This is a genomic window from Haloarcula sp. Atlit-7R, assembly GCF_003666065.1.
Taxonomy (GTDB): Archaea; Halobacteriota; Halobacteria; order Halobacteriales; family Haloarculaceae; genus Haloarcula; species Haloarcula taiwanensis.
The window spans coordinates 113,749-139,788 of the sequence record NZ_QXIK01000007.1; the positions used below are offsets into that span (position 1 = coordinate 113,749).

The 26,040-nt window shown below is 60.5% G+C and carries 27 protein-coding genes; 12 read left to right on the forward strand and 15 right to left on the reverse strand.

Translation table 11 applies throughout. From position 1 onward, the window contains the following. Positions 1–2: 2 nt before the first annotated feature. On the reverse strand, positions 3–2,363 hold the full coding sequence (locus tag D3D01_RS15025; protein WP_121512729.1) for a DEAD/DEAH box helicase: 2,361 nt from the start codon (positions 2,361–2,363) through the stop codon (positions 3–5). A gap of 84 nt (positions 2,364–2,447) precedes the next feature. On the opposite strand from D3D01_RS15025, the gene D3D01_RS15030 reads away from it, so the two are divergent. Together D3D01_RS15030 and D3D01_RS15040 are read left to right on the forward strand one after the other, a co-directional pair. Beyond that, on the forward strand, positions 2,448–3,419 hold the full coding sequence (locus D3D01_RS15030; protein WP_121512730.1) for a DUF2800 domain-containing protein: 972 nt from the start codon (positions 2,448–2,450) through the stop codon (positions 3,417–3,419). 963 nt (positions 3,420–4,382) lie between these two features. After that, a complete protein-coding gene (locus tag D3D01_RS15040; protein WP_101351867.1) occupies positions 4,383–4,826 on the forward strand; it encodes a MaoC family dehydratase in 444 nt (147 codons plus the stop codon). Here the strand turns inward: D3D01_RS15040 and D3D01_RS15045 are convergent. From D3D01_RS15045 to D3D01_RS15065, 5 genes are all read right to left on the reverse strand, one after another. Next, positions 4,777–5,715 carry a class I SAM-dependent methyltransferase gene (locus tag D3D01_RS15045; RefSeq protein ID WP_121512731.1) on the reverse strand — a complete coding sequence of 313 codons (939 nt, stop codon included), beginning with the start codon at positions 5,713–5,715 and terminating at the stop codon, positions 4,777–4,779. The two genes, D3D01_RS15040 and D3D01_RS15045, sit on opposite strands and share 50 nt — an antisense overlap. Next, a complete protein-coding gene (locus D3D01_RS15050) occupies positions 5,712–6,779 on the reverse strand; it encodes a glycosyltransferase family 4 protein (protein ID WP_121512732.1) in 1,068 nt (355 codons plus the stop codon). Before D3D01_RS15050 ends, D3D01_RS15045 begins: the two co-directional genes overlap by 4 nt. Beyond that, the gene (locus D3D01_RS15055; RefSeq protein ID WP_101351864.1) at positions 6,776–7,153 is read right to left on the reverse strand and encodes a 6-carboxytetrahydropterin synthase; all 378 of its coding nucleotides are present in this window, start codon (positions 7,151–7,153) and stop codon (positions 6,776–6,778) included. The genes D3D01_RS15050 and D3D01_RS15055 overlap by 4 nt, the downstream gene beginning before the upstream one ends. A gap of 39 nt (positions 7,154–7,192) precedes the next feature. Next, the gene (locus D3D01_RS15060; RefSeq protein WP_101351863.1) at positions 7,193–8,173 is read right to left on the reverse strand and encodes a zinc-binding alcohol dehydrogenase; all 981 of its coding nucleotides are present in this window, start codon (positions 8,171–8,173) and stop codon (positions 7,193–7,195) included. A gap of 131 nt (positions 8,174–8,304) precedes the next feature. Continuing rightward, positions 8,305–9,174, reverse strand: coding sequence for a hypothetical protein (locus tag D3D01_RS15065; RefSeq protein ID WP_121512794.1), 870 nt, complete (start codon positions 9,172–9,174; stop codon positions 8,305–8,307). Positions 9,175–9,263: 89 nt separating this feature from the next. Here D3D01_RS15065 and D3D01_RS15070 point away from each other — a divergent pair, with 89 nt between their 5' ends. From D3D01_RS15070 to D3D01_RS15085, 4 genes are read left to right on the forward strand one after another with little or no spacing between them, the layout of a single operon-like run. Beyond that, entirely contained in the window at positions 9,264–11,234 is a 1,971-nt protein-coding gene (locus tag D3D01_RS15070; RefSeq protein WP_121512733.1) for an aldo/keto reductase, read from the forward strand. A 49-nt stretch (positions 11,235–11,283) separates the two neighbouring features. Further along, entirely contained in the window at positions 11,284–11,667 is a 384-nt protein-coding gene (locus D3D01_RS15075) for a hypothetical protein (protein ID WP_121512734.1), read from the forward strand. A 45-nt stretch (positions 11,668–11,712) separates the two neighbouring features. After that, on the forward strand, positions 11,713–12,486 hold the full coding sequence (locus tag D3D01_RS15080; protein WP_121512735.1) for a CDP-alcohol phosphatidyltransferase family protein: 774 nt from the start codon (positions 11,713–11,715) through the stop codon (positions 12,484–12,486). Between the two features lie 25 nt (positions 12,487–12,511). Then, the gene (locus D3D01_RS15085; RefSeq protein WP_101351859.1) at positions 12,512–12,991 is read left to right on the forward strand and encodes a metal-dependent hydrolase; all 480 of its coding nucleotides are present in this window, start codon (positions 12,512–12,514) and stop codon (positions 12,989–12,991) included. A gap of 479 nt (positions 12,992–13,470) precedes the next feature. Here D3D01_RS15085 and D3D01_RS15090 read toward each other — a convergent pair whose 3' ends face one another. Continuing rightward, positions 13,471–13,923, reverse strand: coding sequence for a pyridoxamine 5'-phosphate oxidase family protein (locus D3D01_RS15090; RefSeq protein WP_121512736.1), 453 nt, complete (start codon positions 13,921–13,923; stop codon positions 13,471–13,473). A 192-nt stretch (positions 13,924–14,115) separates the two neighbouring features. On the opposite strand from D3D01_RS15090, the gene D3D01_RS15095 reads away from it, so the two are divergent. Beyond that, the gene (locus D3D01_RS15095; RefSeq protein WP_101351939.1) at positions 14,116–14,340 is read left to right on the forward strand and encodes a hypothetical protein; all 225 of its coding nucleotides are present in this window, start codon (positions 14,116–14,118) and stop codon (positions 14,338–14,340) included. Positions 14,341–14,375: 35 nt separating this feature from the next. Here the strand turns inward: D3D01_RS15095 and D3D01_RS15100 are convergent, their stop codons facing one another. Then, on the reverse strand, positions 14,376–14,807 hold the full coding sequence (locus tag D3D01_RS15100) for a DCC1-like thiol-disulfide oxidoreductase family protein (RefSeq protein ID WP_101351857.1): 432 nt from the start codon (positions 14,805–14,807) through the stop codon (positions 14,376–14,378). A 209-nt stretch (positions 14,808–15,016) separates the two neighbouring features. Between D3D01_RS15100 and D3D01_RS15105 the strand changes: the two genes are divergently transcribed. Further along, complete coding sequence (locus tag D3D01_RS15105) at positions 15,017–16,315, forward strand: DUF6498-containing protein (protein ID WP_121512737.1); 1,299 nt, start codon at positions 15,017–15,019, stop codon at positions 16,313–16,315. 28 nt (positions 16,316–16,343) lie between these two features. On the opposite strand, the gene D3D01_RS24565 is transcribed toward D3D01_RS15105, so the two are convergent. Both D3D01_RS24565 and D3D01_RS15115 read right to left on the reverse strand, forming a co-directional pair. After that, a complete protein-coding gene (locus D3D01_RS24565; RefSeq protein WP_233563398.1) occupies positions 16,344–16,970 on the reverse strand; it encodes a hypothetical protein in 627 nt (208 codons plus the stop codon). A 6-nt stretch (positions 16,971–16,976) separates the two neighbouring features. Then, complete coding sequence (locus D3D01_RS15115; RefSeq protein WP_121512796.1) at positions 16,977–18,167, reverse strand: PQQ-binding-like beta-propeller repeat protein; 1,191 nt, start codon at positions 18,165–18,167, stop codon at positions 16,977–16,979. 230 nt (positions 18,168–18,397) lie between these two features. Here D3D01_RS15115 and D3D01_RS15120 point away from each other — a divergent pair, with 230 nt between their 5' ends. Both D3D01_RS15120 and D3D01_RS15125 read left to right on the forward strand, forming a co-directional pair. Further along, positions 18,398–18,610 (forward strand): hypothetical protein, encoded by a 213-nt coding sequence (locus D3D01_RS15120; protein WP_121512738.1) that lies wholly within the window; start codon positions 18,398–18,400, stop codon positions 18,608–18,610. A 63-nt stretch (positions 18,611–18,673) separates the two neighbouring features. Next, positions 18,674–18,937 carry an MTH865 family protein gene (locus D3D01_RS15125; protein ID WP_101351854.1) on the forward strand — a complete coding sequence of 88 codons (264 nt, stop codon included), beginning with the start codon at positions 18,674–18,676 and terminating at the stop codon, positions 18,935–18,937. Between the two features lie 108 nt (positions 18,938–19,045). Here D3D01_RS15125 and D3D01_RS15130 read toward each other — a convergent pair whose 3' ends face one another. Further along, a complete protein-coding gene (locus D3D01_RS15130) occupies positions 19,046–19,243 on the reverse strand; it encodes a heavy-metal-associated domain-containing protein (protein ID WP_121512739.1) in 198 nt (65 codons plus the stop codon). A gap of 189 nt (positions 19,244–19,432) precedes the next feature. On the opposite strand from D3D01_RS15130, the gene D3D01_RS15135 reads away from it, so the two are divergent. Then, positions 19,433–21,346, forward strand: a complete 1,914-nt coding sequence (locus D3D01_RS15135; RefSeq protein WP_101351852.1) for a methyl-accepting chemotaxis protein — start codon at positions 19,433–19,435, stop codon at positions 21,344–21,346. A 74-nt stretch (positions 21,347–21,420) separates the two neighbouring features. Here D3D01_RS15135 and D3D01_RS15140 read toward each other — a convergent pair whose 3' ends face one another. Together D3D01_RS15140 and D3D01_RS15145 are read right to left on the reverse strand one after the other, a co-directional pair. Beyond that, complete coding sequence (locus tag D3D01_RS15140; protein WP_101351851.1) at positions 21,421–21,855, reverse strand: universal stress protein; 435 nt, start codon at positions 21,853–21,855, stop codon at positions 21,421–21,423. Positions 21,856–21,974: 119 nt separating this feature from the next. Next, complete coding sequence (locus D3D01_RS15145; protein ID WP_121512740.1) at positions 21,975–23,330, reverse strand: sulfatase; 1,356 nt, start codon at positions 23,328–23,330, stop codon at positions 21,975–21,977. Positions 23,331–23,650: 320 nt separating this feature from the next. Between D3D01_RS15145 and D3D01_RS15150 the strand changes: the two genes are divergently transcribed. Then, the gene (locus D3D01_RS15150) at positions 23,651–24,049 is read left to right on the forward strand and encodes a transcriptional regulator (RefSeq protein ID WP_101351849.1); all 399 of its coding nucleotides are present in this window, start codon (positions 23,651–23,653) and stop codon (positions 24,047–24,049) included. A 58-nt stretch (positions 24,050–24,107) separates the two neighbouring features. On the opposite strand, the gene D3D01_RS15155 is transcribed toward D3D01_RS15150, so the two are convergent. Then, on the reverse strand, positions 24,108–25,175 hold the full coding sequence (locus D3D01_RS15155) for an NAD(P)/FAD-dependent oxidoreductase (RefSeq protein WP_121512741.1): 1,068 nt from the start codon (positions 25,173–25,175) through the stop codon (positions 24,108–24,110). Between the two features lie 118 nt (positions 25,176–25,293). Continuing rightward, positions 25,294–25,968, reverse strand: coding sequence for a ribonuclease HI family protein (locus D3D01_RS15160; RefSeq protein WP_121512742.1), 675 nt, complete (start codon positions 25,966–25,968; stop codon positions 25,294–25,296). Between the last annotated feature and the right edge of the window lie 72 nt (positions 25,969–26,040).

The following is a 26,040-nucleotide window of genomic DNA, read 5'->3' on the forward strand; positions in this document are numbered from 1 at the left end:
GTCTAATTTGTGTTCGGTTCGACAGTATCGTCCTGCCGGTTCGGGTCGGCAAGCGCCATCGTGAGTGTCACCGCGAGGCGTTTATCGAGTGGTTCGTTCGCCCGGCCGCAGTGGGGGGACTGGATACAGGCTGGACAGCCGTCCGCACAGCCACAGTCGGCGAGCAATCCCCACGTGTGCTGGAGGAGGTCTTCGATCTGGTCGTATCCGTTCCGTGCCAGTCCAACACCACCGTGGTAGCCGTCGTAGATGAACAGGGCACTCGTCTCGGTCTGTGGATGGTCAGTCGTCGAGACACTCCCGACGTCACGCCGGTCACACAGGATAACGAGGGGGAATGTCGCAACGAGCGCATGCTGGACGGCGTGGAGACCGCCCTCGAAGGAGCCGGACATTGTCTGCATGAGTCCTTCGAGGCCCGGCGGGAGTGTTAGGTACAGCGCACGGGTCGACAGCGTCGTCTCGGGTAAGTCGAGTGATTCGTCGCTGATAATCTCGCCCGTTCGGTGGTCACGCCGCTGGAAGCCCGTGACCTGTTTTCGGCGAGTTACGTCCGCGAAGTGGACGGTGACATCTTCGCGTGTCGCCAGTGGCTTGGTAGTGATGTCTTCCTCGATTGTCATTGACTCTTCGAACTGGACGCGGGTTTGATAGTCGCTTTCTGTCGGCGCAAGCCACGCTACATCACGGTCGAGGTCAAGCGATTGCACCTCGTAGCTCTGGCCTTGGTGATGGTAGATTGCACCCGGATGAACGTCACGAAGTGCAGCGTCGAGAGGCAATTCCCCGAGTTCGTTGGACTGGCCGCCCCGAGCCTTGAGGATGACAGTGCGGTCGGTGATCGTGCGGAGCCCTCGTTCGTAGGGATTGACCGTCCGGCCGCTGGCCGTGCGTCGCCATTCGAGTCCATCGGCTGTCTGTCGGCGAGTCAGTTCGCCGTCGTCGGTGAGCGCACTGACAATGTCGGGAAACGCCGGGCCGAAATACCGCTCATCGGCGGTTCGAAGCGGTCGTTCGATGGCTGCCGCGTGGGCGTGCAGTCGAAGGAGATGTGGGTTCGACGGGTTAGTGACGGCGCGTTCCGGGGTTCCTTCGAACAGCTCGCCGGGGTGGTTGATGACGTACTGGTCGAGTTGGTCTTCGCTGGCGACAAGGGCGACGAGACTTGGGTCGGTCCCACGCCCGGCCCGACCGGCCCGCTGGAACGTCGACATTTGCGTGCCCGGGTAGCCGTCCAACAGCACAGCGTCGAGACTCCCGATATCGACGCCTAGTTCGAGTGCACTGGTGCTCCAGACGCCTGTACATTCGTCGTTGTGAAGTGCCGTCTCGATAGCCCCACGCCGATCATCGCGTAAACCTGCATGGTACGCTGTAACACTCTCTGTGAGGTCGCCCTTGCCCCGCTCGGCGAGGGTGTCACTGCTGATAGTCGCATACCGTTCTGCAGTCTGTCTGGCGCGCGTAAACGCCACCGTCTGGTAGCCGCGCTGGACGAGATCGACGAACAAACGCATGGTTTCCCCGTGATGGGAGCGACGTTGGCCGGCCCCCATAGGAGCGTCTCCATCGTCGTATTTCGGTGGTTGCCAGAATAGCCACTGGGTCGGCCCAGTCTCACTGGTGTCCTGATCAACGAGGGCGAATGAGTCGATGGGCTGGCCAGTAATCGTCGCCGCGTGCTCTCGGGGATTGCCAATCGTCGCCGAACAACAGACGAACTGTGGGCTCCCGTCGAACCGCTCACAGAGTCGCGTGAGTCGGCGAAGCACAAGCCCGACGTGACTGCCGAAGACCCCGCGATACTCGTGGACTTCGTCAACGACCACGAGGTCAAGTGACTCAAAAAAGGACCGCCAGAGATCCTCAGCGTGACTGAGCAGGCCACAGTGGAGCATATCTGGGGTCGTCAACACGAGTGACGGGTCGTCGTCACGAGCCTGCTGACGCTCCGCCGAGGAGAGCGATCCTGTATACTGGGTGACGGCAATATCTTCGAACGGGGCGGCAAACGCAGACAGCGTCGCTTCTTGATCGTTGATCAGTGCGACCTGTGGGCCGATATACAGCGTGCGTCCATCGTGGTCGCGGGCCCGCTCTATGGCTGGAACAGTGTACGTGAGGCTCTTGCCGCTCGCTGTCGGCGTCGCCAAGACGACGTTCTGGCCCTGACGGATTGCCTCAATGGCATCGGCTTGGTGTGCGTAGAGTTCGTCGATACCTCGGTCGGCGAGCTGTGCGGTGACCTCAGGATTTATCTCACATGACCGTGTTTCGGGGTGCCGGGCAGCGACCGACCGCTGGAACTGTATCTGGTCGTGATAGTAGTCCCGACGCCGAACCCAGTCGACGAACTCGTCCACTATAGCCTACTACGTACGCAATCGCATATAGTGATATAGACTCGTGTCCTGAACACTTTACCCAAAGCCACCGTACTCCTTCCTATGCCATTCAGCGTCAGTTGGCACACGCTCATTGACGAACTCGATGACCTCTCCGAAGGGGCTGAACTCATTACGCCGCTGTCTCACGACCGATTTCGCATCACAGACGTACAGGAGCATCGTGTCATCATTACGTTCGACGAGTCCGGTGAGCGTCACCCACTCCAGCGCGAGCAGTTCGAGACACTTTACCGGCGGATTCAAGATTCGAATGGCGAGTTCGAGCTCGACCGCCTGCCGGCCGATGCCGATCCGTATCCGGCAGTCCTGAGCCTACATCCGCGCTTCGAAATCGACGGCGATAGAGGGGTCATTGTCGAAACAGAGGGCCAGACAGAGACACAACTCGTTGACGGTTCGACGCCTCCTGATGAAAGTGACCGCATCGAACCCGATGGACTGGATGTCTACTCCGATGCCTTGCTCCTCATCGACGCGCTGGAACGGCATGACGTAACCGACCTCAGTGACCTTGAGACGGACGCCTTGGTGAACATCTATACACTCTGTTCGGATGTCCAGCGGAACGCAAACGAGTTCCGGCAGGATGTGGCCGACGTGTTACTTGACCGTCTGCATCACGACCAACCGGTCCACGGCCAGTACGGGTCGGTCCAACGAACATCACGCCGGAACCGCTCGCTCAAAGACGAGGACGACGTGCTCGATTTACTGGAAGACGCTGGGATCGAACGCGAGCGCGTGATGAGCCTCGATTCGAGTAAGGTGGCTGAGGCCTTGGATGTGACTGAACTAGCTGAGTCGGATCTCTACGACGTCTCCGAAAGCGAGTACGTCCGAAAAGCCGAAGTTGATGACGATGTCAAGGAATCACGTCTCCAAGGGCTGAAAGACCGACTGGCGGCAAGTGACGATGCAGAATCAGACGACCTCCGACAGGAAATCGAAGCCCTCGAAGAGCGTATTGACGACCTCACCAGTTTCAGTACTGGAACACAGATGCAGGGATAGCTTCGATAGGTGTTTCAACCTTTGGGGCGCTGTTCGGGTGCTAGAGGGACTTTAGCGCCTAATATTGGCAATATTAACCCTAAGTAAACTATTCTAATATATAAAAACATGCCTAATATCTGGCCCTTGGCTTCCTTCCGTCCACGTGAGAGTGGCTTGCAGTTCCTCAACGGAAATCTCGTCGAGATGATGCACTGTCACTCACGACATTTTTGAGCAAAAAGTTCTAGCAGTGACAATCGTCGCTGACAGCGACCGGACGCAACTGAGAATTTGCGACAGACGGGAACTCCGAATACCGCACCGAAGTAGAGTAGCTCACTGCCCAGCAAACCCTCTCTCCGCCTGTTCGGCAGATCCACGGGCAGAGAATGCCCGCAGTAACAGGTCGTGTTTGAACGCTACTGTCCCAGCGTGGGAATCCCCGCTTCAGCGCGGGAGGCTCTCAAGCAGGACGAGACGGCACATTCGTTCAGGGACGCGATGGAGTTACTCCCTCGTCAATCGTTATCCTGTCGTTTTGAACCTGGATGAAGATGGTTTGTTCAGGCTCATCAGAGACTGTGACAGCAGCGGTGGACTCCTGCTGTCTGTCGAGAACAGCCTTGACTTTGTAGCAGCCATTCCGTAGTAAGTTGACCGAACAACCCGACTGGCCCGACAGAAGCTGATAGTGTGCTGTATGACAACATTCTCCGTCATCGTATATCTCTATGTGGACATCACGCTTGGTGTCAGAGGCATTTCTGATGTGGAGGTCTTCGTGTGCTAAGCGCCACTCTTCACTGGTCGCCGAGAGGAGTGTACGACTGCTGGAGGGCATGTCGACATTGTATCTATGTTACAACCACAATATATATCTTATCTACATGTACCTCGCGCCATCTGTTCACACGCACAAACTCGGACTTTGCTAGTGCCGTCCACGTCGGATTTTTATTTGTGCATCATCTCCATAGTCATATGCAGTTTTACGAGGATATTTCGGTCGGTGACGTGCGAGAATCGGACGGATACACAGTGTCGAAATCTGAGATTGTGGACTTCGGCGAGAAGTACGATCCACAGCCGTTCCACACTGACGAGGAGGCAGCGAAGGACTCAGTATTCGGTGGGCTAGTCGCGTCTGGGTGGCAGACTGCCGCAATCTGTATGCGTCTTAACGTCGAGACCAGCGAGGACATCGCAACACAGGCTGGCGTCGGCGTCGACAATCTCCGCTGGCATCTACCGCTCCAACCCGGTGATACGCTCCGATTACGAACCGAAATCATCGACAAGCGACCCTCCGACAGTGATCCGAGTCGAGGATATCTCACCACTCGCCACGAAGGGCGCAATCAGGACGACGAACTGGTTATTTCATACGAGGCGACGGCCACGATTCGCCGGAAGACCGACGGGTGACGGCACGGCCCAGGAAGTCCAATTGGTGTGTGTGATACAGCAACTCAGCAGCAGCGACCTGCTCACGCCGGCCGGCCAGCCAGTCGGCGAGTCCCTCGAAGTCGCGACCGGCCACCTCGCCGACTGCATCCTCGATAGTGTCGAGAATGTATCGGAGGAAGTAGGCTTCGTCGGCCGGATAACTCCCGTCGATAGGTCGGACAACCCAGTCCGACCCGGCAACAGCTGAAAGCGCTGTGCCGTCGAGGCGCTGGAGGCGACCGAGCACGTCGCTGCCGGCGCGGCTGTCACCGCCCTGCTTCCCGTCCATGTGCTCGTGATAGAGTCGTTCGACCGTCCGGTCGGCCGGATGGCTCGGCTGGAAGCGGGTTGCCCCGTCGAATGTGAGCGGGAAGTAATACAGGCCACCCGGTGCGAGCGGATCGAGCAATGTCGGCAGCTCCCGCCGGTCGAGAATATCGAGCAGGGCTGCCCCAACGAGGAGGTCGTATTCGCCGTCAGTACCCGTCGCATGCGCCACAGCATCGGCTTGCACCGCCTCAATCTCGACTCGCCGGTTTTCGCTGTCCAAGACGAGCGGCCCGTCTCTCACAGATATCTGCCGGTCAGCGGCCCAGTTCCGGATGTGGTCTGGCAAGCGAGCCACGTTCTCCGACTGTAGATCGACTGCGGTGTAGTGGACTTCGCCGGCAGGAAGCACGTCCCAGTCGAGGAAGCGGGTGAGCATCGTGCCGATACCAGCCCCGATTTCGAGGATGCGTAGCGGCCCGTCGCTGTCGGTCGCCCGGTCAGCCAACTGCTCGCGGAGCAGCTTGACCAGCCGGCGGTCCAGCGCGCGGTCGTCGACTGTCCGTTTTGCCCGGAGATATCGCTGGAACGATTTCATCATGCTGGTCCCTCCGCAGGCTGAACGATAGCAGACAGCAGGCCGCGTACCCGTCCGACCGTCTCTTCCCAGTCCGGGTGTGCCTCGTAGCTCTGTCTCGCGGCCCACCCCATCTCGGCCAGGCGGTCGCGGTCGGTGGCGAACCGCTCCAGCTCACGAGCGACGGCTGCAGAGTCGTCCGGGTCGACGAGTGCCCCCGTTTCGCCGTCGGTTACGATGTCTACCGCCCCGCCAGCCCGGGTGGCCAGCGCCGGGAGACCAAAGCTCATCCCCTCCAGATAGACGATGCCGAACCCCTCGTACCGGGATGGCACCGCCAAGACGTGGCTCGACCGGAGCGTGCGCTTTAGTTCGTCGTCCGCCAGTCGGCCCGTGAACGCTACGCGGTCATCCAGACCGTGTTCCCGGATACGGTCTCGGACTGCATCGACGTGCCCGTCGTCGACGGCCCGACCGACCACCGTGATGTCGATGTCGGCGGCAGCGTCCGCCACACCCTCGACGAGCGTATCCAACCCCTTTCGAGGCGTGATGTTTCCGACGAAAACCACTCGCAGCGGCTCGGTAGTGGCCCGCTCCGCAACCGTGGCCCGGTCGATGTCCGGGGCGAAGCGGTCGCCGGCCGGCGGTGCGACGACGGTGTCGGCGGGGTTGACGCCGAGGTCCGAAACGACACGTCGGGTCGTGACGCTGTTACAGACGACACCGTGGACCGTCCCGAGGTAGCGACGCTCTACCGCGCGATACAGCGGGGCGAGTCGGCTCGGCTCGCTTGCCCGCAGGTGGTGGACGATGCTGACAACCGGGTATGGGAGGGTGCGGTTCGTGTGAACAAGCGATGGATGAGCGAGTTCGTCCTGTAACATGATGTCGACATCTACGTCCAGTTGTCGTCGGAGCTTGCGCGACCCGTTGTCGAGCAACCCACGGTGGTAGTTCCGCCAGGGAAGCTGGATACATTCGACGGTGTCGCCGGCCGCTCGAAGTCCCTTGACGAGTTTTCTATCGTATCGAAACCCGCCCGACTGCTCGTCGAGGCTCCCGTACAGGGTCAGGCCGACTCTCATACGGCGGCGTCGTAACTCGCAGCGGCGTCTTCGTCCTCCCAGACGGTGACCGATAGTTCAGTGACCGTCTCGTCGGTGACACGCGCGATGACGCGTTCGAAGATGACACGGGCAAACCGTTCCACGCTGGGATTATACTCCTCGAACTCTGGGAGGTCGTTGAGCAGTGTGTCCTGATACCGGTCAGCGAGTGACGACAAGGCTGTCTCGGCATTGTCGATGTCGACGATGTAGTCGAACTCGTTGAGCTCGGGGCCGCGGAAACACAGTTCCACCCGGTAGTGATGTGAATGCGGGTCTCCCTCTGGGCCCGGGTCCGGGACAGTGAGGTAGTGCTGTGCCACGAACTCGGTCCGGACCGTCGTCGCGTACATGCCCGAACAGACGGCCGGGACACACCTAAATCACGGGTGTCAGTTGTACGTCAACACCACCTGCACGGCGTCGTCTGGCCGGTTCGCCAGCAGTTGATATGCCTCGCCTGCACGCTCGATGTCGATTTCGTGTGTCAACAGCGCCGAGAGGTCAGTATCGCTCAGCCACGACCGGACAACGTCCAGTCGGCGGTCCTTGTCCCAGCGGTCGGCGTGGTCCGGATCGATTCGGCTCACCTGACTGCTGCGTACGCGGATGTGGCTCCGATGGAAGTGGTGTCCGAGGTCCAGTGACACACCCTTCGAGCCGTACCACGACCCGACGATGACCTGACCCGCGTAGCCAGTGGCGTCGATAGCCCTGTCGAGGGCGGGTGGGTTTCCCGAGAGTTCGAACGTGATGTCGGCGTCAACATCACCGAGATTTCCGGGGGTGACCGAGCGGTCTGCCCCGAGCGCTTCCGAGAGCCGACGACGGCTTGCACAGGGGTCGACTGTCACAAGTGACGCCAACGGAAAATCAGCCAGAAGTCCAGTGGTCAACAGTCCGACCGGCCCCTGGCCGAAGACGACCACCCGAGCGCCGATGCGCGGTCGAGCGTCCATCACGAAGTTAACGGCCGCCTCGACGTTCGGCATGAACACCGCCTGTTCCGGGGGTAACGTCGTGGGAATGAGCGACGACGGCTCGGCGAGAAAGTGGCTCTCGTGTGGATTAAACGCGAACACACGACGGTCGAGCCAGTTGTCGTCGACTTCAGCACCGATGGCGGTGACACGGCCGACTGCGGCGTAGCCGTACTGCAGTGGATACGAAAACGTCCCATCTAAGGCGTCGATTGTCTCGTCGGTCGCAAGTTCCGAATCGACCTCACCGCGGTACACTAACAGCTCCGTTCCGGGACTGATTCCTGAGAGTTCTGTTCGGACGCGGACCTGTGATGGTCCGGGGTCAGGCACTGCCTCCTCGTCGACCCTGACTGATTCCGCGCCGGTAAAGTACAGCGTTCTGGCGGACATTACACTGTCTCTTGGAAACGTGGATGGCCGGTGCCGATGTTTCGATGCCAACTCTTCCGGACGTGGCGACGGCTCCGGGAAGACACGTCTCCTATCCAGGCCTTCTCTGACTAAAAAGTATCTCCGATTGACTACAAATACCCCAGTGACTTCAGCCGGCAGCTGTCGCTCTCGGAACCATAGACGCGCGACACTGGAAGCGGTTCGGGCGGACGCAGATCGGGCTCTCGCCCCCCGCCGTCGACGCCGTCGGTCTCGGCCCACGGCACCGCCAGTAAGGCAGGGACCGGCGTGTACATCGGATGGCCGTACAGCCCCCACTCCCCGAAGAGATTACCGTGATCGGCGGTGACGGCGAGGTGACCGTCGACGTTTTCGGCCAGTGCTTCTACTTCGCGGAGGACGTATCGGAGGTTCGCCTCGTATGCGTCCCAGACGCGGCCCGGCGAAATATCGCCACGGCGGAGCGCAACCCACGGATTTGCCGTGTTGCTGTGGTGGCCAGTGCGGGCCAGACCGCCGTCGCTGTCAAGCGGGTCGGGGACAAACGGGTGGTGTGGTTGCATGTAGTGGACGACCAGCCGCTCGGGGTTCAGCCGCCGGGCCAGTGCGATTGCCCGGTCGGTTACGGCTTCAGCCGGGACGGTGTTCAGATCCTCGTCCCACGCGTACTTCCAGACCTCGTCCAGTACGGCGAAGGCGTCGGCATCGAGGTACCTGTCGGTCCACGTATTGCCGGTGACCATGACGGTGTGAGCTGTCTCTGGATGCCCGGGGAACGTGTTTTCGAGCCACTCCGAGGACGAACTCCCGACAGAGCGGACCGTCGAAACAGCGTTGAACAACTCGGTATCGGAGGCAACCGTCTGCAACAGGTCCGCGCGACAGGCGTCGAGGACGATGAGCACGTCCCAGTTGCGTTCATAGATGGTCGTTCCGTACGGAATCCGCTGGCCCAGCGCCTGCAACGTTCGCAAGTACGCCGTGCCTAGCCGGCTCATCCCCGGTTCTGTCACGTCCGCTATTCGGTGGCGGCGACTAAAGTCCCACCGGCGGTATGATATATATGCGAGGACGCCTCCATTGGAGTGTGCAGTGTCTGTTCGTCGGTGCGGGCAGTATCGCGGCGGAGTACGCGGCCGAGCTGGCAGATAGCCCACTCTCGCTGGCGGGGGTCTGCGACCTCGACGGAGACCGGGCTGCGTCACTCGCCGGCGCGCACGGCTGTCCAGCGTTTACCGACCTCGATACCGCGCTCAGCGGCGTTGACGCGCCGCTGGTGGTGAACCTGACGAACCACGCCGCCCACGCACCGGTGACCCGAACGGCGCTGGAAGCAGGGCGACACGTTTACTCGCAGAAGCCGCTGGCGCTGGAAGAGACGGTGGCCGCGGAGCTACTGTCGCTAGCCGGTGATAAGGACTTGGCACTGGGCTGTGCCCCGGGGACGCCTGACGCGCTGTCGCAGCGTCGTGCTGGACGATTGCTCGCCGACGGTCGCATGGGGCCCGTTCAGCTGGGGTATGCCCACGCCCACGTCGGCCGTGTGACCGAATGGCACGACCGCCCCGATTCGTTTCTCTCTATCGGGCCGCTGTACGACGGCGGCGTCTACCCGCTCGCGCTGCTGGTCTCGTGGTTCGGCCCCGTCAAATCTGTTCAGTCCGCGACTGCACTCGATAGCTGGCCTGACCGGGAGCCAAAGCGGCCATCGGTCCCGAGCCATGTCGAGGCGATGCTTTCCTTTGCCGGCGGATTGACAGTCCGGCTGACCGCGAGCTTCTACGCGCCACACCGGAGCCGGGAGTTCTACGGACTCGAACTTCACGGCGACGACGGGTCAGTATACCTCCGTGGGACCGGCGCAATGGCCGACAGCCCCGAAGCCGTTCGCTACGGCCGATCTGGTCGCGAATACATCGACGCTCCCGCCCAGCACCCTACGCAACCGTACCGCTATCTCGACCCTGTGGAGTCGCTTGCGGCCAGTGTCAACCGTGGGTCTCCGTCCCGGAAGACTGGTCGCCGTGGTGCCCACATCGTCGCGGTCTGTAATGCGATTGAGACGGCTGCGGAGACGGGTGAGCCGGAAGTCGTGTCCGGACATGGGGTGTCGGCCGCCCCGCCGCCAGCGCCGACCGTCACTCCAGACAGCGCCCGAAGCAGTGGACGGGCGGGGGCGATTCGGCTACCCCCCGTCGGCTTTGGCTGTTCCCGCTACCGTGACGGAACGTACGTCGAGCGCGCGGACTCCATCGCGACGGCCCTCGACGCTGGCTATCGACTGCTCGACAGCGCCGAACTATACGGCAATGAACACCGTATCGGCCGCATTCTCGCCGCCCCGGGCGCACCCGACCGGCGTCGGGTGTTCCTGCTCGGGAAAGTCTGGCGCACGAACCACCGCCGGGAGCACATGGTGACGGCCTGTCGGGGCAGTCTCAACGAGCTCGGTGTCGACGCCTTCGACTGCTACGCGCTCCACTGGCCCGAGGCGTGGGCGCACCGCGGACCACTGGAACGCCTGGCCGAGAAACCGGTCGCGCGTCAGGAAACGTTGACCTTCCCCGAGGATGATGGGGGCGACATCGAGACGGACTCGATTCCGCTCCAGCACGCTTGGGAGAATCTGGAGGCACTCCACGAACGGGGCTGGGCGCGCACGCTCGGCCTCTGTAACGTCTCACAGACGCAACTGGAGACCGTTATCGAAACTGGGACTATCAGGCCGGCACTCGTCCAAATCGAACGCCATCCGTACCAGCCACGGACAGACATCGTCGAGTACTGCCACGAGCGCGGCATCAGAGTCGTGGCCCACTCGCCGCTGTCGGCTCCCGGATTGCTCGACGAGCCTGTCCTGACGGATATCGCAGAGGAGTACGGCCTTTCCTCGGCCGGTGTGGTGCTGGCGTGGAACGTCACACAGGGGGTCATTCCGATTCCGTCCAGTACGACACCGTCTCATATCGTCGAAAACCTCGTCGCAGCTGGGAAGCGACTCGACACAGAGACGTCTGCCCGCATCGAGGCACTCCAGCAGCCGGATTTCGAGCGGTGAGCGGTGCAATTGGCAGTATGATTATGTGACTGAAACCCGAATCCAAAACATGACCGCGACGGAAACACAGGGACGTTCACTTGACGTAGCTTCGCTGGACAGCCGACACTGGCTCGGTATCGTGGCGGCACTGGTCTCGGCGGCGGTACACCTCCTGCTCGGTATCAGGCTGGCCCCGTCCGGTCTGGGTATCAGCTTCATCCTCGCGGGGCTTGGGTTTCTGGGCGGTGTCGCGCTGGTCGGTCTGGGCATTCGCCGTCGCCTCGTCTACGCCGCCGGTGTCCCGTTCACGGCCGTCCAGATCCTGCTGTGGTACTACGTCAATTTCGCCGCCGGACCGAAATCATTCCCGGCTGATGTCGGGACACTGGGTGCGGTCGACAAGGTCGCACAGCTTGTCCTGCTGGCAGTCCTCGTTGCGCTGTTGCGATGAGCTGTGCTACTGTGACGGCAGACAGACGGTACCGGGGAGGTGTCGATGGCCGAGCAACACGGTGACGGCGTAATCCCTGTCGAACTTTCGGTGATCGGCGGGTTCGTTATCGCCGGGATTGTCGGCGTGCTGTTCCCCGCAGACGCGATGACCCACTGGCTGTTCCACCCGGCGGTCGTCGCAGGCTGTTGCTGGGCCGGACAGCTCTGGTACGTCGGCCGAACGGTCAGTGTCACGCCAGCTACCGGTAACCCCTGGCGCTACACCTTTGGGATTGCAAACACGGTAACGCTACTTCGCGGTGGGCTTTATGCTGTCGTCGCTGGCTTTCTCGTGGTGCCGATGACGACCGAACTCGTCTGGGTCCCGGCGGTCTGCTACGGCGCTGGGGTTGTGCTCGATAGGCTCGATGGCACCGTCGCCCGAACCGTCGGCGAACAGACCCAGCTGGGCACGCGGTTAGACATGGCCTTCGACACGTTCGGGTTCGTGGTTGCACCGCTTGTCGCAGTTCTCTGGGGTCAGCTCCCCGCTCTGTATCTCTCACTGTCGGCTGCTCGCTACGTCTACGTCGGCGGGATTCGCTGGCGGCGATACCGCAACCGACCCGTCTTTGAGCGGCCTGACAGCGATCTCGGGAAGTATCTCGCCGGCGTCCAAATGGTGTTTATTACCGCCTCGCTCGTCCCTACTGCGCCGACGGGACTGGTCTTCAGGCTCACGCCGGTCGTCATTGCACCGTCGCTGATGGTGTTCCTCCGTGACTTCCTCGTCGCTAGCGGTCGACTTCCCCGTGAGTGGTTCGACCGGCAGCGTTGATACGTCTCTGTCCCTACCTCTTCGTATGCTCTTCCCGACACACCTGCTCGCGGCCGCGCTTCTGGGACGACTGTCGCGGTTGTCGCCGCTGTGGCTTGTGGTCGGGACCGCACTTCCGGACGTGGTAGACAAGCCGCTAGCATCGGTCGGTGTCACGCCGCTGTATCACTCTATCGGCCACTCTGTACTGCTCGTGGTCGTGGCGCTCCCGCTGGCTTTCTCAGGCCGGACCGGACTGTCGGCGGCAGTTGGCTGGGCGCTACATCTCCTCCTCGATACTGTCCACGTCGTTCTCAACGGCCGCCCCGGCGACGCGGTCTTTCTGTTTTGGCCTGGTGTCACTCCCACGGACCCACTGGCGCTCCCACCGGGGTCGTTCTTCGTGTACTACCTCTGGAGTCCATCATTTTTCCTCGAAGTCGCGCTCTGGTTCACAACCGCTGGCCTGCTCGCCAGACACGCGATAAGAGAGGGCCGTGCTGGCTCCCAAAATCGGCTCGATTGAACCTTTCAGAGCTGTGGCGACTATAATACGGTGGCCCAGCCCCTGAAACGCTGCTCTATGGTGACTATCGACACAGTCCGACTGAATCAGTACACGATGACACACCAATTCAACTGGGCGGGTCCCGGTCGGCGGCACCCCGTCGCGTCTTAGCTTTCTACGCAGTCCGTACAGCGGCTTGCGCCGGGTAGCGAGGACCGACCACACTCTGTACACGCATCGAAGCCCGCGCTCGGGTTCTCCCGTGGGACTGAGAGCGTGTTCAGTGCTTTCCGCAATCGCTTCTTCATGTCATGACGTATTGCCATCGATTATTTTAATATTTGGGGTAAAAACGACAGAGATACTCTAGTACCTATAGAGCTGGCGATATAATTTACCGACTATGGCACATATCTGCGTATTTGTATACGTACAACTTATCCATTTCCACGCTATCTCTTGCCTGTCCAGTCAATACAGGGCCGAGTGAGACCCAGTCACTGCTGTCCGACAGCGCGGCCTGACCGTTCTCGGATTTCTAATGCCCACACATTGGGATTTTCCTGCAGTTCGTACTCTGAGAGCAGATTTGACTGATACGCGTTAGCAGCGAGTGACTCACGTGCGGTGTCCCACTCGGCGATTTCGATGCGGTTGAGCGGTCCAGCGACGATTACACTCCGCCATGCACCGGCTGGACCGATGTCGAAGGTGGTAAAGCTCGCCACATCAGTCTGCTCCGCATACGTCTCTTTTCGGAGTTCGGTGGTTGCGCCCAGAAACACGAAGTAAAGGGTGTCCTCACCGTCGTACCCGAAGGATAGCGGTACGCCGTATGGCACTCCCTCGGCAGCCATCGACAGCACACCAACTCCGCTCTCGGCTAGCACCTCATCGATGACCGAATCTTTCACCTCTCCGCCCAGTAGGGGTTGGAACTCTGACGCCATGGCCAGAATGTGTTATTGAGGCTGAATTAATGCTGGAGAGGATTCTCAGGAACTCGGAATTGGGTTTTGAGTGCCGAACACGGGGAAATCAGGAGCACGGACCACCAGCATAACAAATAACAACCAACACCGACCGCTGCCATCTGCTACCCGATTGCGAGAGTTTGTTACCCGGCAGTCCGAATGGGTGACATGGCCATTGACCCACTGACAAACGATGACGTTCTGGCGGTCCTCAAAGACTGTGACGCGACTGCGGTCCCGACAGCACACATCTCTGCCCGCCTTTCGGCCCCGAAACCGTACGTCACGACACACCTCCAGCAACTGGCTCTGAAAGGCCTGGTGGGGTTCAACACACACAGGGGAGTTCGCCGCTGGCGGCTTACGACCGCTGCGAGAACGCCACGTGAGTAAGACACAGTAGCCCCTGGTGTCTGGTCGCGACTATCTCACGCGTCGGCGCGGATGTCCCGGTCAACGGCGTCTTCCGCAAGTGTGTCGAACCAGTCCCTGGCACCGTCTGTCAGCCGGTACCGCTCGTGGACATCATCCGGTTCTCTCCCGCGCCCACTCGCCAGCCCAACGACGTGCGCGATTCTCTCATAGTTCTCTCTGACGAGCGAGCCGACGAGATCGGGAAGTCCGGCGCGACCGGCGAGCTCTTCGGCGGCTGCCCGCCCCGCGTACACCCGTCTGGTCGGCCGGTCGACCAGTACCATCGCAAACGGCGGCTCGTCAAACTGGGCCGTCAGAAACGACTGGGCTGACTCGTCGTACCACGAGATCGCGCCGATATCGTCGACCTGTTCGAGGGCTTTCGCGGCCACCGAACAGTACGGACACTCGCCGTCGTAGATGAGTACGGAGCTAAAACGGGCCATGTCTATTCTATGGGTCCTTGCCCCATATATCGTTGGATTGGGAGGGGGTGCGTAGTGTCAGCGGTCAGTTCGGACAGCGACGTGTCAGCCGTTGGTGCCAAGACCTGCCCCGACATAAGTTGATGTCGTGCACTGACTCCCGATCGTTGCTGGCGAGGGTGGCTGTGTAATCAGTTCGTTCAAACGTCAGTAGCTATCAGCACGGCATAATGCCCTCCACCAGACGGGTTCTCCGGACAGAGGATAGCCGTCGGACAGAGCTACTCGGCACCATCGCCTCGAATTCGCTCCCGATTGTTGGTGTTGCGTTCCTTGACTGGAGTGCAGCTGCACTGCTGTTTCTGTACTGGTTTGAGCTTGGCGTCGACTCGGTCTGGGCACTCGTTCGGGCAGTGTTCGCTGGCCGCCCGCCGACTATCGAGACTGGCACCCTACTTATCGGGCCACTGGCGGAACGACAGTTCGCCCTCTCTATCCCGCGAACCGATCTGCGGGTCTATCTCACGACGGTACTCGCGCTTCCAGTGACCGTTCTCGTCCTGGCAGGAGTCTGGGTATTTACTGGGGCCCTGCTCATCGGTCCACTGCCGGAGCCCAGCACAGAGACGGTATCTGGTGTACTGCTGGCAACGGTCGGTATTTTCGTTCTGACGGGTGTGACAACGGTACGGAACTACTTCTACAACGGCGCGTACCGGAAACACAACTCGACGACGGCCTTTCGTGGCCTGTTACCGCGAATGGTAACTGTCTTTTTCGGGGGCATACTCACTCTGATGCTCATAACAGCGGCCACAGAGGGGCCTGAAGCAGAACTCGGCAGTCTTGACCCGACTGTCGTCGGACTGCCGATGGTACTCATGGTCGTCTGTTTCAAATTCACATCTGACCTCTTGGGTGTCTACAGCGACCGTCTCGCCGTCTATTTCAAGTCGTACGATCAGGACTACGGCTGGCAAACGGCCCCATCGAAAGCACGATCTATCGACGAGACGCTCGCTGAGGCATCTGAACGCCTTCGCCCAGTTCGCTGGGGACGGGTCATCGGCGGCCCCCTCCGGTTCCCACATCACCCGGGAAGCGTGTTTCTCTGCGCCATAGGACTCCTCGTTGCGGTCCTGTTTGCAATTGGGGGTGCGTGGGACATCGTTGCCGTGATTGTTGTCACAAGCGTTAGCATCCCGGTTCTCCTGTTATGTCTCGATCAGCTATTGCGATACGGGGCCATCGAATACCGAATCGACGCTGACAACGGTACGCTCATGGCATACGACCATCTGTTTGGCACGGCACTCTGGCGCATCGAATCGTGGGACGAACAGCGCCTCCGCGTGGAGAAGACGCCTCTCGATTCGCTGTTCGGCACAGAGACGGTTACTATCGAACACGCTGGGGGCGAATACATACTGCCACATCTCTCTGATGCCGCCCCAGTTGTAGCGGTGTTTGACCGACAACCCGAGCGTTCAGAGCAGCTATTTCCCGGTCGGGCCAGCCTATTCGGATAAGTCGTCTGAGTGGCCTGTGAAGAGGCCGTTAGCTATCCGCTGAAGCGTTGTTGTCGGTCCACAGGTCATGGCCGACGACAAGCGCCATCCCGCTCGTCGGTACGACCAACAGCAGCCTGCCAGTGGCTGAGAAGCCAACGCCCGCCACCGACAGACCGAGGACTGCGGCGGCGAGTACTGGTGGGCCAGTGAGTGCGGCACCGAGCCGAGAGCTTTCCGCCCGGAGGTAGCCAGCCCCCCAGCCGCTGAGGCCTATGATTATGAGCGGGATTGCAAGCGCCCAAATGAGGAAGGCGGTGAGTTCACTCCCGATGTCGTTTGTGCCGGCTGTGGTGGACAACAGCGTCCCGAGCAAACAGGCCCCGGTCCCGAAGAGCGCCGCGAGTGCGAACGCGCCTTGCAGGCGTGACATTGAGCTCCTGTCACGCCTGAACAATGCGCCCAGACCGACGAACACCAGCGCGTTCGCGCTTATGATGAGTCCGGGTCTGAGCGTTCGCTGCACCCAGATTGCGCTGAACGTCGGTGGATTGAACACATACGAGTCTCCCGGCCGCGGAGTCGGCCAGAGTTCAAGCGGGACTGCGGTGATGAGCAGACAGACTGCACTCAGACCGAGGAGCGAACCAGCGATTCGATATACGCGACGCGACATAGCAGGTCACTCACCCCCAAGAGCCACGACAGTTCCATCCGGAGAGACGCCCACGACTCCGCCGTCGAGTACTGCCAGTGAGACAGCCCGGTACTCGACAGGATACTGCCACACTGCCTCACCAAAGCGCGTGGTGAACGCGGTGAGACCATTCTCGCGCTGGAACGTAAACACAGCATCAGCAGCCGCGGCAGTCACTGCGCCACCAAGGTTGATTTCCGAGCACCACCGGGGCGTCGGTGCGCCGTCATCGACGCGGTCGAAGGCGAACGTCGCACTGGAGGACTCACCGGGACGCTCAATTGCATACACGCTCTCTGGCGTCACGACCGGGAACTCAAGTGACCGCCTGTCGTCGAGCCGCCACTGCTCTGTTCCATCCGTGAGCGAACGGCCGAGCAGGTCACCGTACGTATCGCTCACATAGACCGTCCCATCGGACACAACAGGATATCCAGCAGGTCGATCTTCGTGTCGCCACTGGACCGCACCGGTTGCTGCGTCTACCGCCACTATCTGCTCACCGGCGGTAACGACGGTGCCGTCGGCCACGGCCAGCCTCGTTCCATCGACGTTTGCCGTCCACTGCCGGTGCCCGTCGTCGATAGCAAATCTCGCTACCCCAGCAGTCGTGGGAACGAACAGTCCATCATCAGTCACTGTCGGAACGCCTGCTCCCGCTGTGTCAGTGTTTCGCCACACAACAGCGCCGTCCGAAACGTCGAGCGCCGTGACACCGTCCGCCGTCGCAAGAAAGACACAGTCGTTGGCCATCACTGGCGGCGCTGCGCCGTCTCCAAAGTCGACCGCTGACGGAACTGTCGCCGGTGTGAGCGCACGCCGCCACTGTTCCGATCCGTCACGGAGCGACAGCGCGACGATGTCGGTCGAAGTCGCCAGCACGACAGTTCCGTCGGCGACGACGACCGCGCTTGCACTCGTGTCGTCACCGCCAGTAGTGGCTGCAGAAACATTTGCGTGCCATCTTACTGCCGGTGTCGTTGTTTCAAGCTGGACTGGTGCATAGCCCGTGTTTGCTGCATCGAACCGCGGTAAGGGCCACGACCCGTCGGGCAGCGTCTCGAAGCCGGGGTTGTCGATACCCGGTTCCACGGTATGCGATGGCTCTGGCACGCCGTCGTCGGGGCACGTCGACGAACAGCCAGCGACGCCGGCGACCGTTCCGGTGGCGACCACTCGGAGAAATGTCCGCCGCGATGTGGAGGGCATCAACTGCTCGTTCCGGTAGCTGCATGAAAAATGTTAATATGATATTTTTATAGACTGGTAATTTCGACCTGAATAACTATAACGGTTCACCCGTCCTCAGGCCAGTGGTCTGAGCGAAAGCGATTTTCTATGTATTCGACAGCTTATGCGGTGGGAAATCCAGCAAAGCTTAGTAAATCGTTCCCAATAGCGCTTCCATGGCGGAAACGACACTCGCTACGATAGACGAACTACTGGAGGGCACGCTGGATGACGTGGACGACCCCGACATCCGATACAAACTCAGAAGTGCGCGACAACTTCTGCAAGTCGTTCAACAGCGGCAGGATATCATGGATGAAGCTATCGACACTGCGATTGAAGATGAAGAGGTCCTGCAAAACCTCCGGGATCTCGGTTATACTGAGTAACGACACTGCACACCTGTTGGCACAGAACAAGTCTTTTGTCTCTCTCTCATCCAAGTCTCTGGCATGACAGCAGATACTGCCGAGCAACTCAGAGCTGAATTAGAGGCGGTCTTCACGAACGCAGACTATCCCGTCGAAGAACCGATGGAACTGGTGCCGGCCCTGCCGGACGGCCCGAGTACGACATTCGAGGCCGGTGACGTACGCGTCGGGGTGATGGACTTCGGCGCAGAGTACGCCGAGTATCAAGAGTATCCCTACGAGACGGCGGAGGCTCTCATCGATGACCTGATGACCGGGTTTCGGGAAGAAGGACTGTTCGACTGAGCCGGCCGTTTTTCACACCGCCTGACTGCGTGATGGGGATTTGCGACGCAGCAGTAGCAACCAAGCTGTATTGATAACAGTTGCCAGAGCGTTTGCGACGGCACTGCCTCAGACCTTTGCGTCGTACCCCGCGTCCTCCACAGCGGCGATGAGTTGCTCTGTGCTGATATCGCCGTCGACAGACACCTGTCCGGCGTCGCTGTCGGCGTCAGCGCCTTCCACTCCAGCGAGCGCTTCGATAGCCTCTTCGACGGCCTGCTCACAGTGACCGCAACTCATTCCTTCAACGGCCAACGTCGTGGACATAACGATTACAACGACGAATGCACGGAACTTTTCCGTTACGGATTGGTTAGCAAATGATCAACAGGTAGTCTCTCATGATTCACATATAATAACCAACAATAGTGAGTGTCTGTACGCTATCCGGGGTGAGACCATCAAATTTGATAATCTCATACATAGTACTATGATTTCTGAGCGTTTTCTGAGGGCATGGCTAATGGTAACTTGACAAGCATTGGGAACATCGGGGAGCAGGGCACCGCCGGCGGCGATGGTGGTTTTCTCTCGACCATCCCGGATGGGAGTTCAATTCCCGACGAGACGTGGCAGCGCCGCCACAAGTATTTCGTTCTCACAGTTCTTGCGCACATTCCGTTCCTGCTGGCGCTGGGACTTGTCGAGACGACGCAGAGTCCGATCATCGGCGCAACCATCCCCGCTGTGCCGACCGGACGGGTGTTGCTTCAGATCGGAATTATCGCTGGATTTGCTTTCGCTGCCGCTCTTCCACAACTCAGCCGCCGAGTGCGAACCGTGCTCGCGGTCACAGCCCTCGCGTTCTGTACCGGTACGCTCGTGCACTTCAGCGGCGGGTACATTGAGGCGCACTTCCACTTCTTCATCGCAATCGGGATCGCCGCGGTCTATGAAGACTGGATTCCGTTCGGCATTGGCATCGCGTACGTCGTCGCGAGTCACATCATCTTCGGCATCATCGACCCTACGTCGGTCTACAACCACACGGCAGCGCAACTGAACCCCATCGCCTGGGGCGCTGTCCACGGTGGGTTCGCCGCAATGCTGGCTCTCGCGCTGACGATTCATCTGAGTTCCATCGAGAAGTCTCGACAGAAGGCACAGACGGAGATTGAGCGCGCCCGCAAACGGGCCAACAAGATCGATAACCTCGAAGAAGAGCGGGCCGAAATCGAACAGCAGCGCGAGGAAGCGCAACGCCTCAGAGACGAAGCTGAGCAGGAGCGTGAAGAGGTCGCTGCGCTCAACAGCCATCTCGAACTGAAGGCCCAGACGTACAAGGATGCGATGGAAGAAGTAGCAGACGGCGACTTCACAACGCGCGTCGATGCAGACAGTATGAACGAGTCGATGGCTGAAATCGGCATCGCGTTCAACGGCATGGCGGACGAACTCGAAGCGACGCTCGGCGAGATTCAGTCGTTCGCAGCTGCCGTCGATAGGCAGGTCACGGAGTCTGATTCAGCACTGCAGGAGGTCGCAACGGCGAGCGATGGTGTAAGCGGTTCTATCCAACAGATAGCTGCCGGCGCTGATGAACAGCGGGGAATGGTCGAAGAGGCGAGCGCCGAGGTCTCGAACTTTTCAGCGGCGGTCGAAGAGATTGCCGCATCGGCTGATGAAGTCGCGCAGACCTCTACCGAGACCGCAACAATCGCGACTGATGGGCAGTCGCTCGCCGAAGACACGTTAACTGATGCCCAAGACGTCAAGGCCTCGATCGATGAAACGGTGAAAACAGTGACCGAACTCGACGACCAGATGACGGAGATTGCGACGATAGTGGACTTCATCTCCGACATTGCGGAACAGACGAACATGCTGGCGCTGAACGCGAACATCGAAGCGGCCCGCGCGGGGAACTCCGGCACAGGAGATGCAGGCGACGGCTTCGCTGTTGTGGCTGATGAGGTCAAGACACTGGCCGACGAGACACAGGAATCTGCAGGCGATATTCGAACCCGAATCGAAAACATCCAGGACCAGACCGGCACTGTTGTCGGTCAGGTCGAACGGGCGAGTGAGCTGGTCGAAAAAGAGATCGAAGCCGTCGAGCGGTCCGTTACCGCGTTCGAGCGGGTTGCTGAGAACGCGGCGGAAACTGATACCGGTGTCCAAGAAATCAGTGACACGACTGATAGCCAGGCGGCGACCAGTGAGGGTGTTGTGTCGATGATTGATGAGGTGGCGGAAATCAGTGTCGAGTCTGCGGATGAAACGGAATCCGTGTCCGCGACGGTCGAAGAACAAACTGCCGCTATCACCGAAGTGAGCGACCGGATGGAGTCGCTGTCTGAGCAGGCCCAACAGCTCGAAACGCTGGTCGGGTCGTTCAGCGTCAGAACTGACGCTGCTCAGGCACAGTAACCAGAGTTGACCCAACTTTCCAGTTTCCGTCTGCACCAACTACCACCGTCTGTGGTCACCGACGAAACGTGCGCTTACTCTGACTCGGAGACGTCAACGGTCAGGACTGGCACGGACGACTTTGTGACGACCTTCTGTGCGGTGCTCCCGAGCATATTCTTTTCGTATTCGTCTGCCTGCGTTCCCATCGTGATCAGGTCAATGTCGGCGTCCGCAACATACGACACAATGCGGTCCGCTGGTTTGCCCCGCTGAATCGCTGTCGAGACTTCGATTCCGTCCTGTTCCAGCGTCTCTCGGACGGCCGATGTGGCCGCCTCGCCCTCCGCTCGCATGTTCTCCAGCACTTCGTCCTGCATCTCGTCGGCCATCGACAGGAACGCCCGGTCGTCGATGACATACAGCGCGTGGACGGTAACATCCCGTCCGTCGGCAATATCTACTGTGTGTTCCAGTACCTGTTTCATTGACGCACTTCCATCCGTTGGAACGAGAATATCGCTATACATCGTTCGTACAAATCAAGTTGTCACAAACATCCCTTTCGATTCTATCCAGACGTCCGAACTACAGTCGCAGTATCGCGAGCGCTGGTGCTGTTGTTCGGCCCGGTCCCGTTTGCACCCAGTCACAGATAGCCGAGTCGCTCCAACCGTGACTTGACGTCTATGTCGTCAAAGCCATCGACGTCGTATTCGGCCATTTCGTCTTCCCCGGCAGCGAGTTCGGTGATGTCGAGTGTCTCACTGTGGTCTGCGGAGTCAGCGACAACGTCGGCCGGCGGGCTGTCGATAGGGGTCCCGTCGCTGGGCTCGGACCGCCGACCACGCACGACTGCTTCGTACTCGTCATCCCCCCACGCTGCGCGCTTGTAGACGGTGTCGCCGGGGCCGTCTTGATACACGAGCGACGCAGACTGTCGGAAGCGGTCCGGTTCGTCAGTGTACTGTTCTGCGTACTCCGCTGTCTGCCCGGTCGGTGGTGCCTGATATGCAGTCGTCTGCCCGTTGGGTGCGACGAACAAGCCGGAGTCGTCCGCTTCGCCGTCGAAGGCAGCCAGCACGGCGTCGGGAAACCGCGCCAGCGTCGCCAGAGACTCGATTCGACGCCCCTCTGTCTGCCCCGGTCCGCTGACGACCAGTGGGACGTGAAACAGTTCCTCCTGTGTGCCCATGCCGTGCATAACGGCCGGTGGCTCAGTTGCTGCCTGTGGCGGTTCTCCGAACCCATCGCCGTGGTCCGACGTGATGACGACGAGCGTATCGTCCAGAACGCCACGCGCCTCTAGATCACCGACGACCTGCTCCAGAATGGCGTCGGTCTGCCGGATCGCCCCGTCGTACAGCGGTTCAAGTAGTTGTCCGACCGCCGCCGGGAGTTGCTCCCCGTAGACGCTCCACTCCCACTTGATAGGGAGTTCGTCGTGCACTGCCCAGTAAAACTCTGTGCCCCACGTATCGTAGGCGTCACGCGTCGCGTACGGCATGTGCGCATCCATCAGATTCAGACACGCAGCCCAGGGCTCCGGTTGTTCCTCAGTCCACTCCGTCAGCCTGTCAGCGTACCAGAACCCGTCGACACCGTTGCGGGTTTCGGACGGGTCGTCAACGTCTGTCGAATCAGGGCGCTCTGTAACGACGGTCTCGAAGCTGTCGCTGAGTCCGGACGGATGAACCGTAAGATACGGGTTCTCGGTGAAGACACCGGTCTCGTAGCCTTCGTCGTGGAGGAAATCAAAGATGGTCTGGCCGGGTTCCAGCCGTTCGGTTATCCGGAGTTTGTGGCCCTCGGACGGAACACCGGTGAACAGGCTCGTATGGGCCGGCAGCGACCAGCTCGCGGTCGTCCGTGCCTGCGTGTACACCGTCGCCTCACGAGCGAACTCTTCGAGGAAGGGCGTGGTCCTGCGTCGATGACCCAACAGCGAGGTGTTCGCCGCGCGTACGCAGTCGAGAACGACGAGTAACACGTTTGGCCGACCCATTGTCAGGCTTTAGAAGGTAGCCACGGCAAAAGTATGTTCTGTAATCGGGATTCTTACTGTCGTACTGGTGAGCCGTATCGACGCGTCCGTGGCATCGGCCCGCCGTCCAGAACCGGGTGCGTCCACGCCACCCGGCGGGACTGGTTGCGTACCAGTGAGCACGTGGTTCAGTTCTTCCCGCGTCAGCAACCGTCACCGCTACTCATACTGTTCGACGGGGTTTTATCGTCAAATAGGCGACGAATAAATAATCAACAGACAGTGTCCCAGACCCCCGCGGGGGTATATTTTATATGGGTCGACAGTCTGATGAGTAATACGTGGTCAAGTCAACGGTCCGGTTCCCCGAAGCGGTGATGGACTGCGTCGAGGAGATGGTCGAAGAGGGTGTCTTCTCGAACAAGTCCGAGTTTCAGCGCTTCGCCGTCGAGTACGTCCTTTCGGAGATCGAGGACTACGAACCCGAGATGGTTGATTTCGACGAACTCCAGAAAGAGGTCTTCCAGCACCAGCCGGTTTCCAGTCGGGCCGAGATGTCGCCGGAGATCAACGAGAACTTCTACGAGAACGCAGCGCGCGTCCGCCAGTTCGCGATTCGCGGCGACATCGAGACGGCAGAGGAGTACATCGACACTGCCTACCCCGTTACTGACCCTCGCTGCTTGCTCCTCGACGACTTGCTTGAATCCTATCGACAGCACGAAACCGACGACGAATAGGGTCCGGACCTGATACTCCGTTGCCTCGCCGTATTTGATTGCGGTGTTCTCCGGAGCGTCAGTCGTCGTCAGCGCGGGCCCCCGGCGGTTTCTCCGAGCGTGGCCCGGCGGCGTGGCCCTCGTGGGCCAGCGCCGTCGCGAACAGTTCCTCGGAGACAGCAGGCACCTCTGTCTCTTCGACTGCGCCCTCGGACTCGATGTCGTCGACTGAACGCGGGTACTTCCTGAGGTCTTTGTGGATAGCGATCCCCGCATCCGCCCCCTCGCCCATTGCGACCGGGATCTGGTTGTGGCCCGGCGTCAGGTCGCCGACGGCGTAGACCCCGGAAACACTGGTCGCGCCGTGGTCGTCGACAGCGACCGTCCCGTCATCGTTTCTCTCGAGCCCCAGTTCATCGGCCAGCTCCGCGTGGTAGTCCGACCCCAGCATCGGGAAGCCACCCTTGTACTCTCGAACGCTTCCGTCTTCGAATTCGTAGGCCGATAGCCAGCCGTTGTCGTCAGTTTGCTTCCCGGACAGCTCCGTCTCAACGATCTCGACCGGATGATTGTCGAGCATCGTCTGCGTCTCGTCGCTCCACTCGGGTTCCTCGCCACGAGTCAGGATGTCCACGTCGTCGGTGTAGTTCAGCATAATCATCGCGACGTGAGCCGCGGACTCGCCGGTGCCCATGACGAACACCGGTTCGCCGACGAACATGAACGCGTCACAGTGGAGACACCAGTGCAGTCCCTTCCCGGTCCGTGGCAGCGGCGGGTCCGGCCGCTCGTCGGCGAACCCGGTCGCCAGCACGACGCGCTTGACCACCAGTTCGTCGTCGCTCGTCGTCACGGTGAAACCGTCCTCCTCAGCGAGTGCGTCTACCGACTCGACAAAGCCCCGCTGGTAGGTGCCGCCGTAGTCCTGGACCTGCTCGCGGGCCGTCTCCAGGAACTCGTTGCCCGAAACGTCCTCGGTGACGCCAATGACGTTGTGCGTGTCGGTCATCATTGCAGCGCGGCCCCCACCGCGGTTGATAACAATTGTGTCCATCCCCAGTCGGGTGGTGTATAGCGCGCTCGTCAGCCCGGCCGGGCCACCGCCGACCACGGCCACATCGTAATCGTACTGCCCGTCAGTATACATTACCACAGCGTACGTGCTCAAGCAATAAAAACAGCAGAACGGCGGCGACCGGCGCGGCAATTTACCGCTGTCGAGTCACGCCCTGAGTGACGCAACGACAAGCTCGCTGGCACCTCTCTCATCCGGGGCCGAGGGCCGCGATGTCGGCCCCGACTGTCGCCTGTGCATCAGCCGGATTCGGATCACTGTCAGCCAGATGCGTCCACTCGTGGGCAGGCAGTGCCGACAGGTGGTCAGTGATTGCGGTGCTGTACGGAGTCGCTTTCACTGTGCTTTCGCTGTTGCCCCAGATATGGTTGATGACGGTCATCGAATCGATGCGTATCTCGACGGAATCGGGGTTACACCGCGTAGCCAGCGCCTGCAGTCCGAGGTGGAGTGCGGCGTATTCGGCGACGTTGTTGTTCGTCCGGGAACCGACCGGTCGGCCGAGCCGGGCAATCGGCGTCTCGTCCGCCTGAATCACGGCACCGGCACCCGCCGGCCCGTTACTGTGCGCGCTGCCGTCCACATAGAGGACGACCTGTGACACGGCGGCACTGGCCGCCTCCCGCTGTGTCGAAGGTGGGTCGGATTCGAGGAGGTCGTCGACTACAGTCCGTATCTCGGCAGCGGATGTTTCCGGGTCGAACATGCCACCGTAGCCGGCAACGGCAGCATTGATTGCATCGATAGCGGGGGTGAGTTCGTATCGATACAGTGCAAGCAGCTTGTCGACCCGCGTCGCAAGCGGCGAGAGCGGTTCCGCCGGGAGACGCTCTCTGTCTCTCGCCGGCGCATCGTGGCGGTCCATCAGTGACACGTAGCCGCGGGCGGGTAAAAGACACTTCGCCGTGACAGGCCCAGGATAGCCAGAGGCGTACCG

Coding starts and splice junctions, on each gene's coding strand:
- D3D01_RS15030 (WP_121512730.1), top strand. CDS start 2,448: ATGCCATTCAGCGTCAGTTGGCACACGCTCATTGACGAACTCGATGAC.
- D3D01_RS15040 (WP_101351867.1), top strand. CDS start 4,383: ATGCAGTTTTACGAGGATATTTCGGTCGGTGACGTGCGAGAATCGGAC.
- D3D01_RS15045 (WP_121512731.1), bottom strand. CDS start 5,715: ATGATGAAATCGTTCCAGCGATATCTCCGGGCAAAACGGACAGTCGAC.
- D3D01_RS15050 (WP_121512732.1), bottom strand. CDS start 6,779: ATGAGAGTCGGCCTGACCCTGTACGGGAGCCTCGACGAGCAGTCGGGC.
- D3D01_RS15055 (WP_101351864.1), bottom strand. CDS start 7,153: ATGTACGCGACGACGGTCCGGACCGAGTTCGTGGCACAGCACTACCTC.
- D3D01_RS15060 (WP_101351863.1), bottom strand. CDS start 8,173: ATGTCCGCCAGAACGCTGTACTTTACCGGCGCGGAATCAGTCAGGGTC.
- D3D01_RS15065 (WP_121512794.1), bottom strand. CDS start 9,174: ATGAGCCGGCTAGGCACGGCGTACTTGCGAACGTTGCAGGCGCTGGGC.
- D3D01_RS15075 (WP_121512734.1), top strand. CDS start 11,284: ATGACCGCGACGGAAACACAGGGACGTTCACTTGACGTAGCTTCGCTG.
- D3D01_RS15080 (WP_121512735.1), top strand. CDS start 11,713: ATGGCCGAGCAACACGGTGACGGCGTAATCCCTGTCGAACTTTCGGTG.
- D3D01_RS15085 (WP_101351859.1), top strand. CDS start 12,512: ATGCTCTTCCCGACACACCTGCTCGCGGCCGCGCTTCTGGGACGACTG.
- D3D01_RS15090 (WP_121512736.1), bottom strand. CDS start 13,923: ATGGCGTCAGAGTTCCAACCCCTACTGGGCGGAGAGGTGAAAGATTCG.
- D3D01_RS15095 (WP_101351939.1), top strand. CDS start 14,116: ATGGCCATTGACCCACTGACAAACGATGACGTTCTGGCGGTCCTCAAA.
- D3D01_RS15100 (WP_101351857.1), bottom strand. CDS start 14,807: ATGGCCCGTTTTAGCTCCGTACTCATCTACGACGGCGAGTGTCCGTAC.
- D3D01_RS15105 (WP_121512737.1), top strand. CDS start 15,017: ATGCCCTCCACCAGACGGGTTCTCCGGACAGAGGATAGCCGTCGGACA.
- D3D01_RS24565 (WP_233563398.1), bottom strand. CDS start 16,970: ATGTCGCGTCGCGTATATCGAATCGCTGGTTCGCTCCTCGGTCTGAGT.
- D3D01_RS15120 (WP_121512738.1), top strand. CDS start 18,398: ATGGCGGAAACGACACTCGCTACGATAGACGAACTACTGGAGGGCACG.
- D3D01_RS15125 (WP_101351854.1), top strand. CDS start 18,674: ATGACAGCAGATACTGCCGAGCAACTCAGAGCTGAATTAGAGGCGGTC.
- D3D01_RS15130 (WP_121512739.1), bottom strand. CDS start 19,243: ATGTCCACGACGTTGGCCGTTGAAGGAATGAGTTGCGGTCACTGTGAG.
- D3D01_RS15135 (WP_101351852.1), top strand. CDS start 19,433: ATGGCTAATGGTAACTTGACAAGCATTGGGAACATCGGGGAGCAGGGC.
- D3D01_RS15140 (WP_101351851.1), bottom strand. CDS start 21,855: ATGTATAGCGATATTCTCGTTCCAACGGATGGAAGTGCGTCAATGAAA.
- D3D01_RS15145 (WP_121512740.1), bottom strand. CDS start 23,330: ATGGGTCGGCCAAACGTGTTACTCGTCGTTCTCGACTGCGTACGCGCG.
- D3D01_RS15155 (WP_121512741.1), bottom strand. CDS start 25,175: ATGTATACTGACGGGCAGTACGATTACGATGTGGCCGTGGTCGGCGGT.
- D3D01_RS15160 (WP_121512742.1), bottom strand. CDS start 25,968: ATGGACCGCCACGATGCGCCGGCGAGAGACAGAGAGCGTCTCCCGGCG.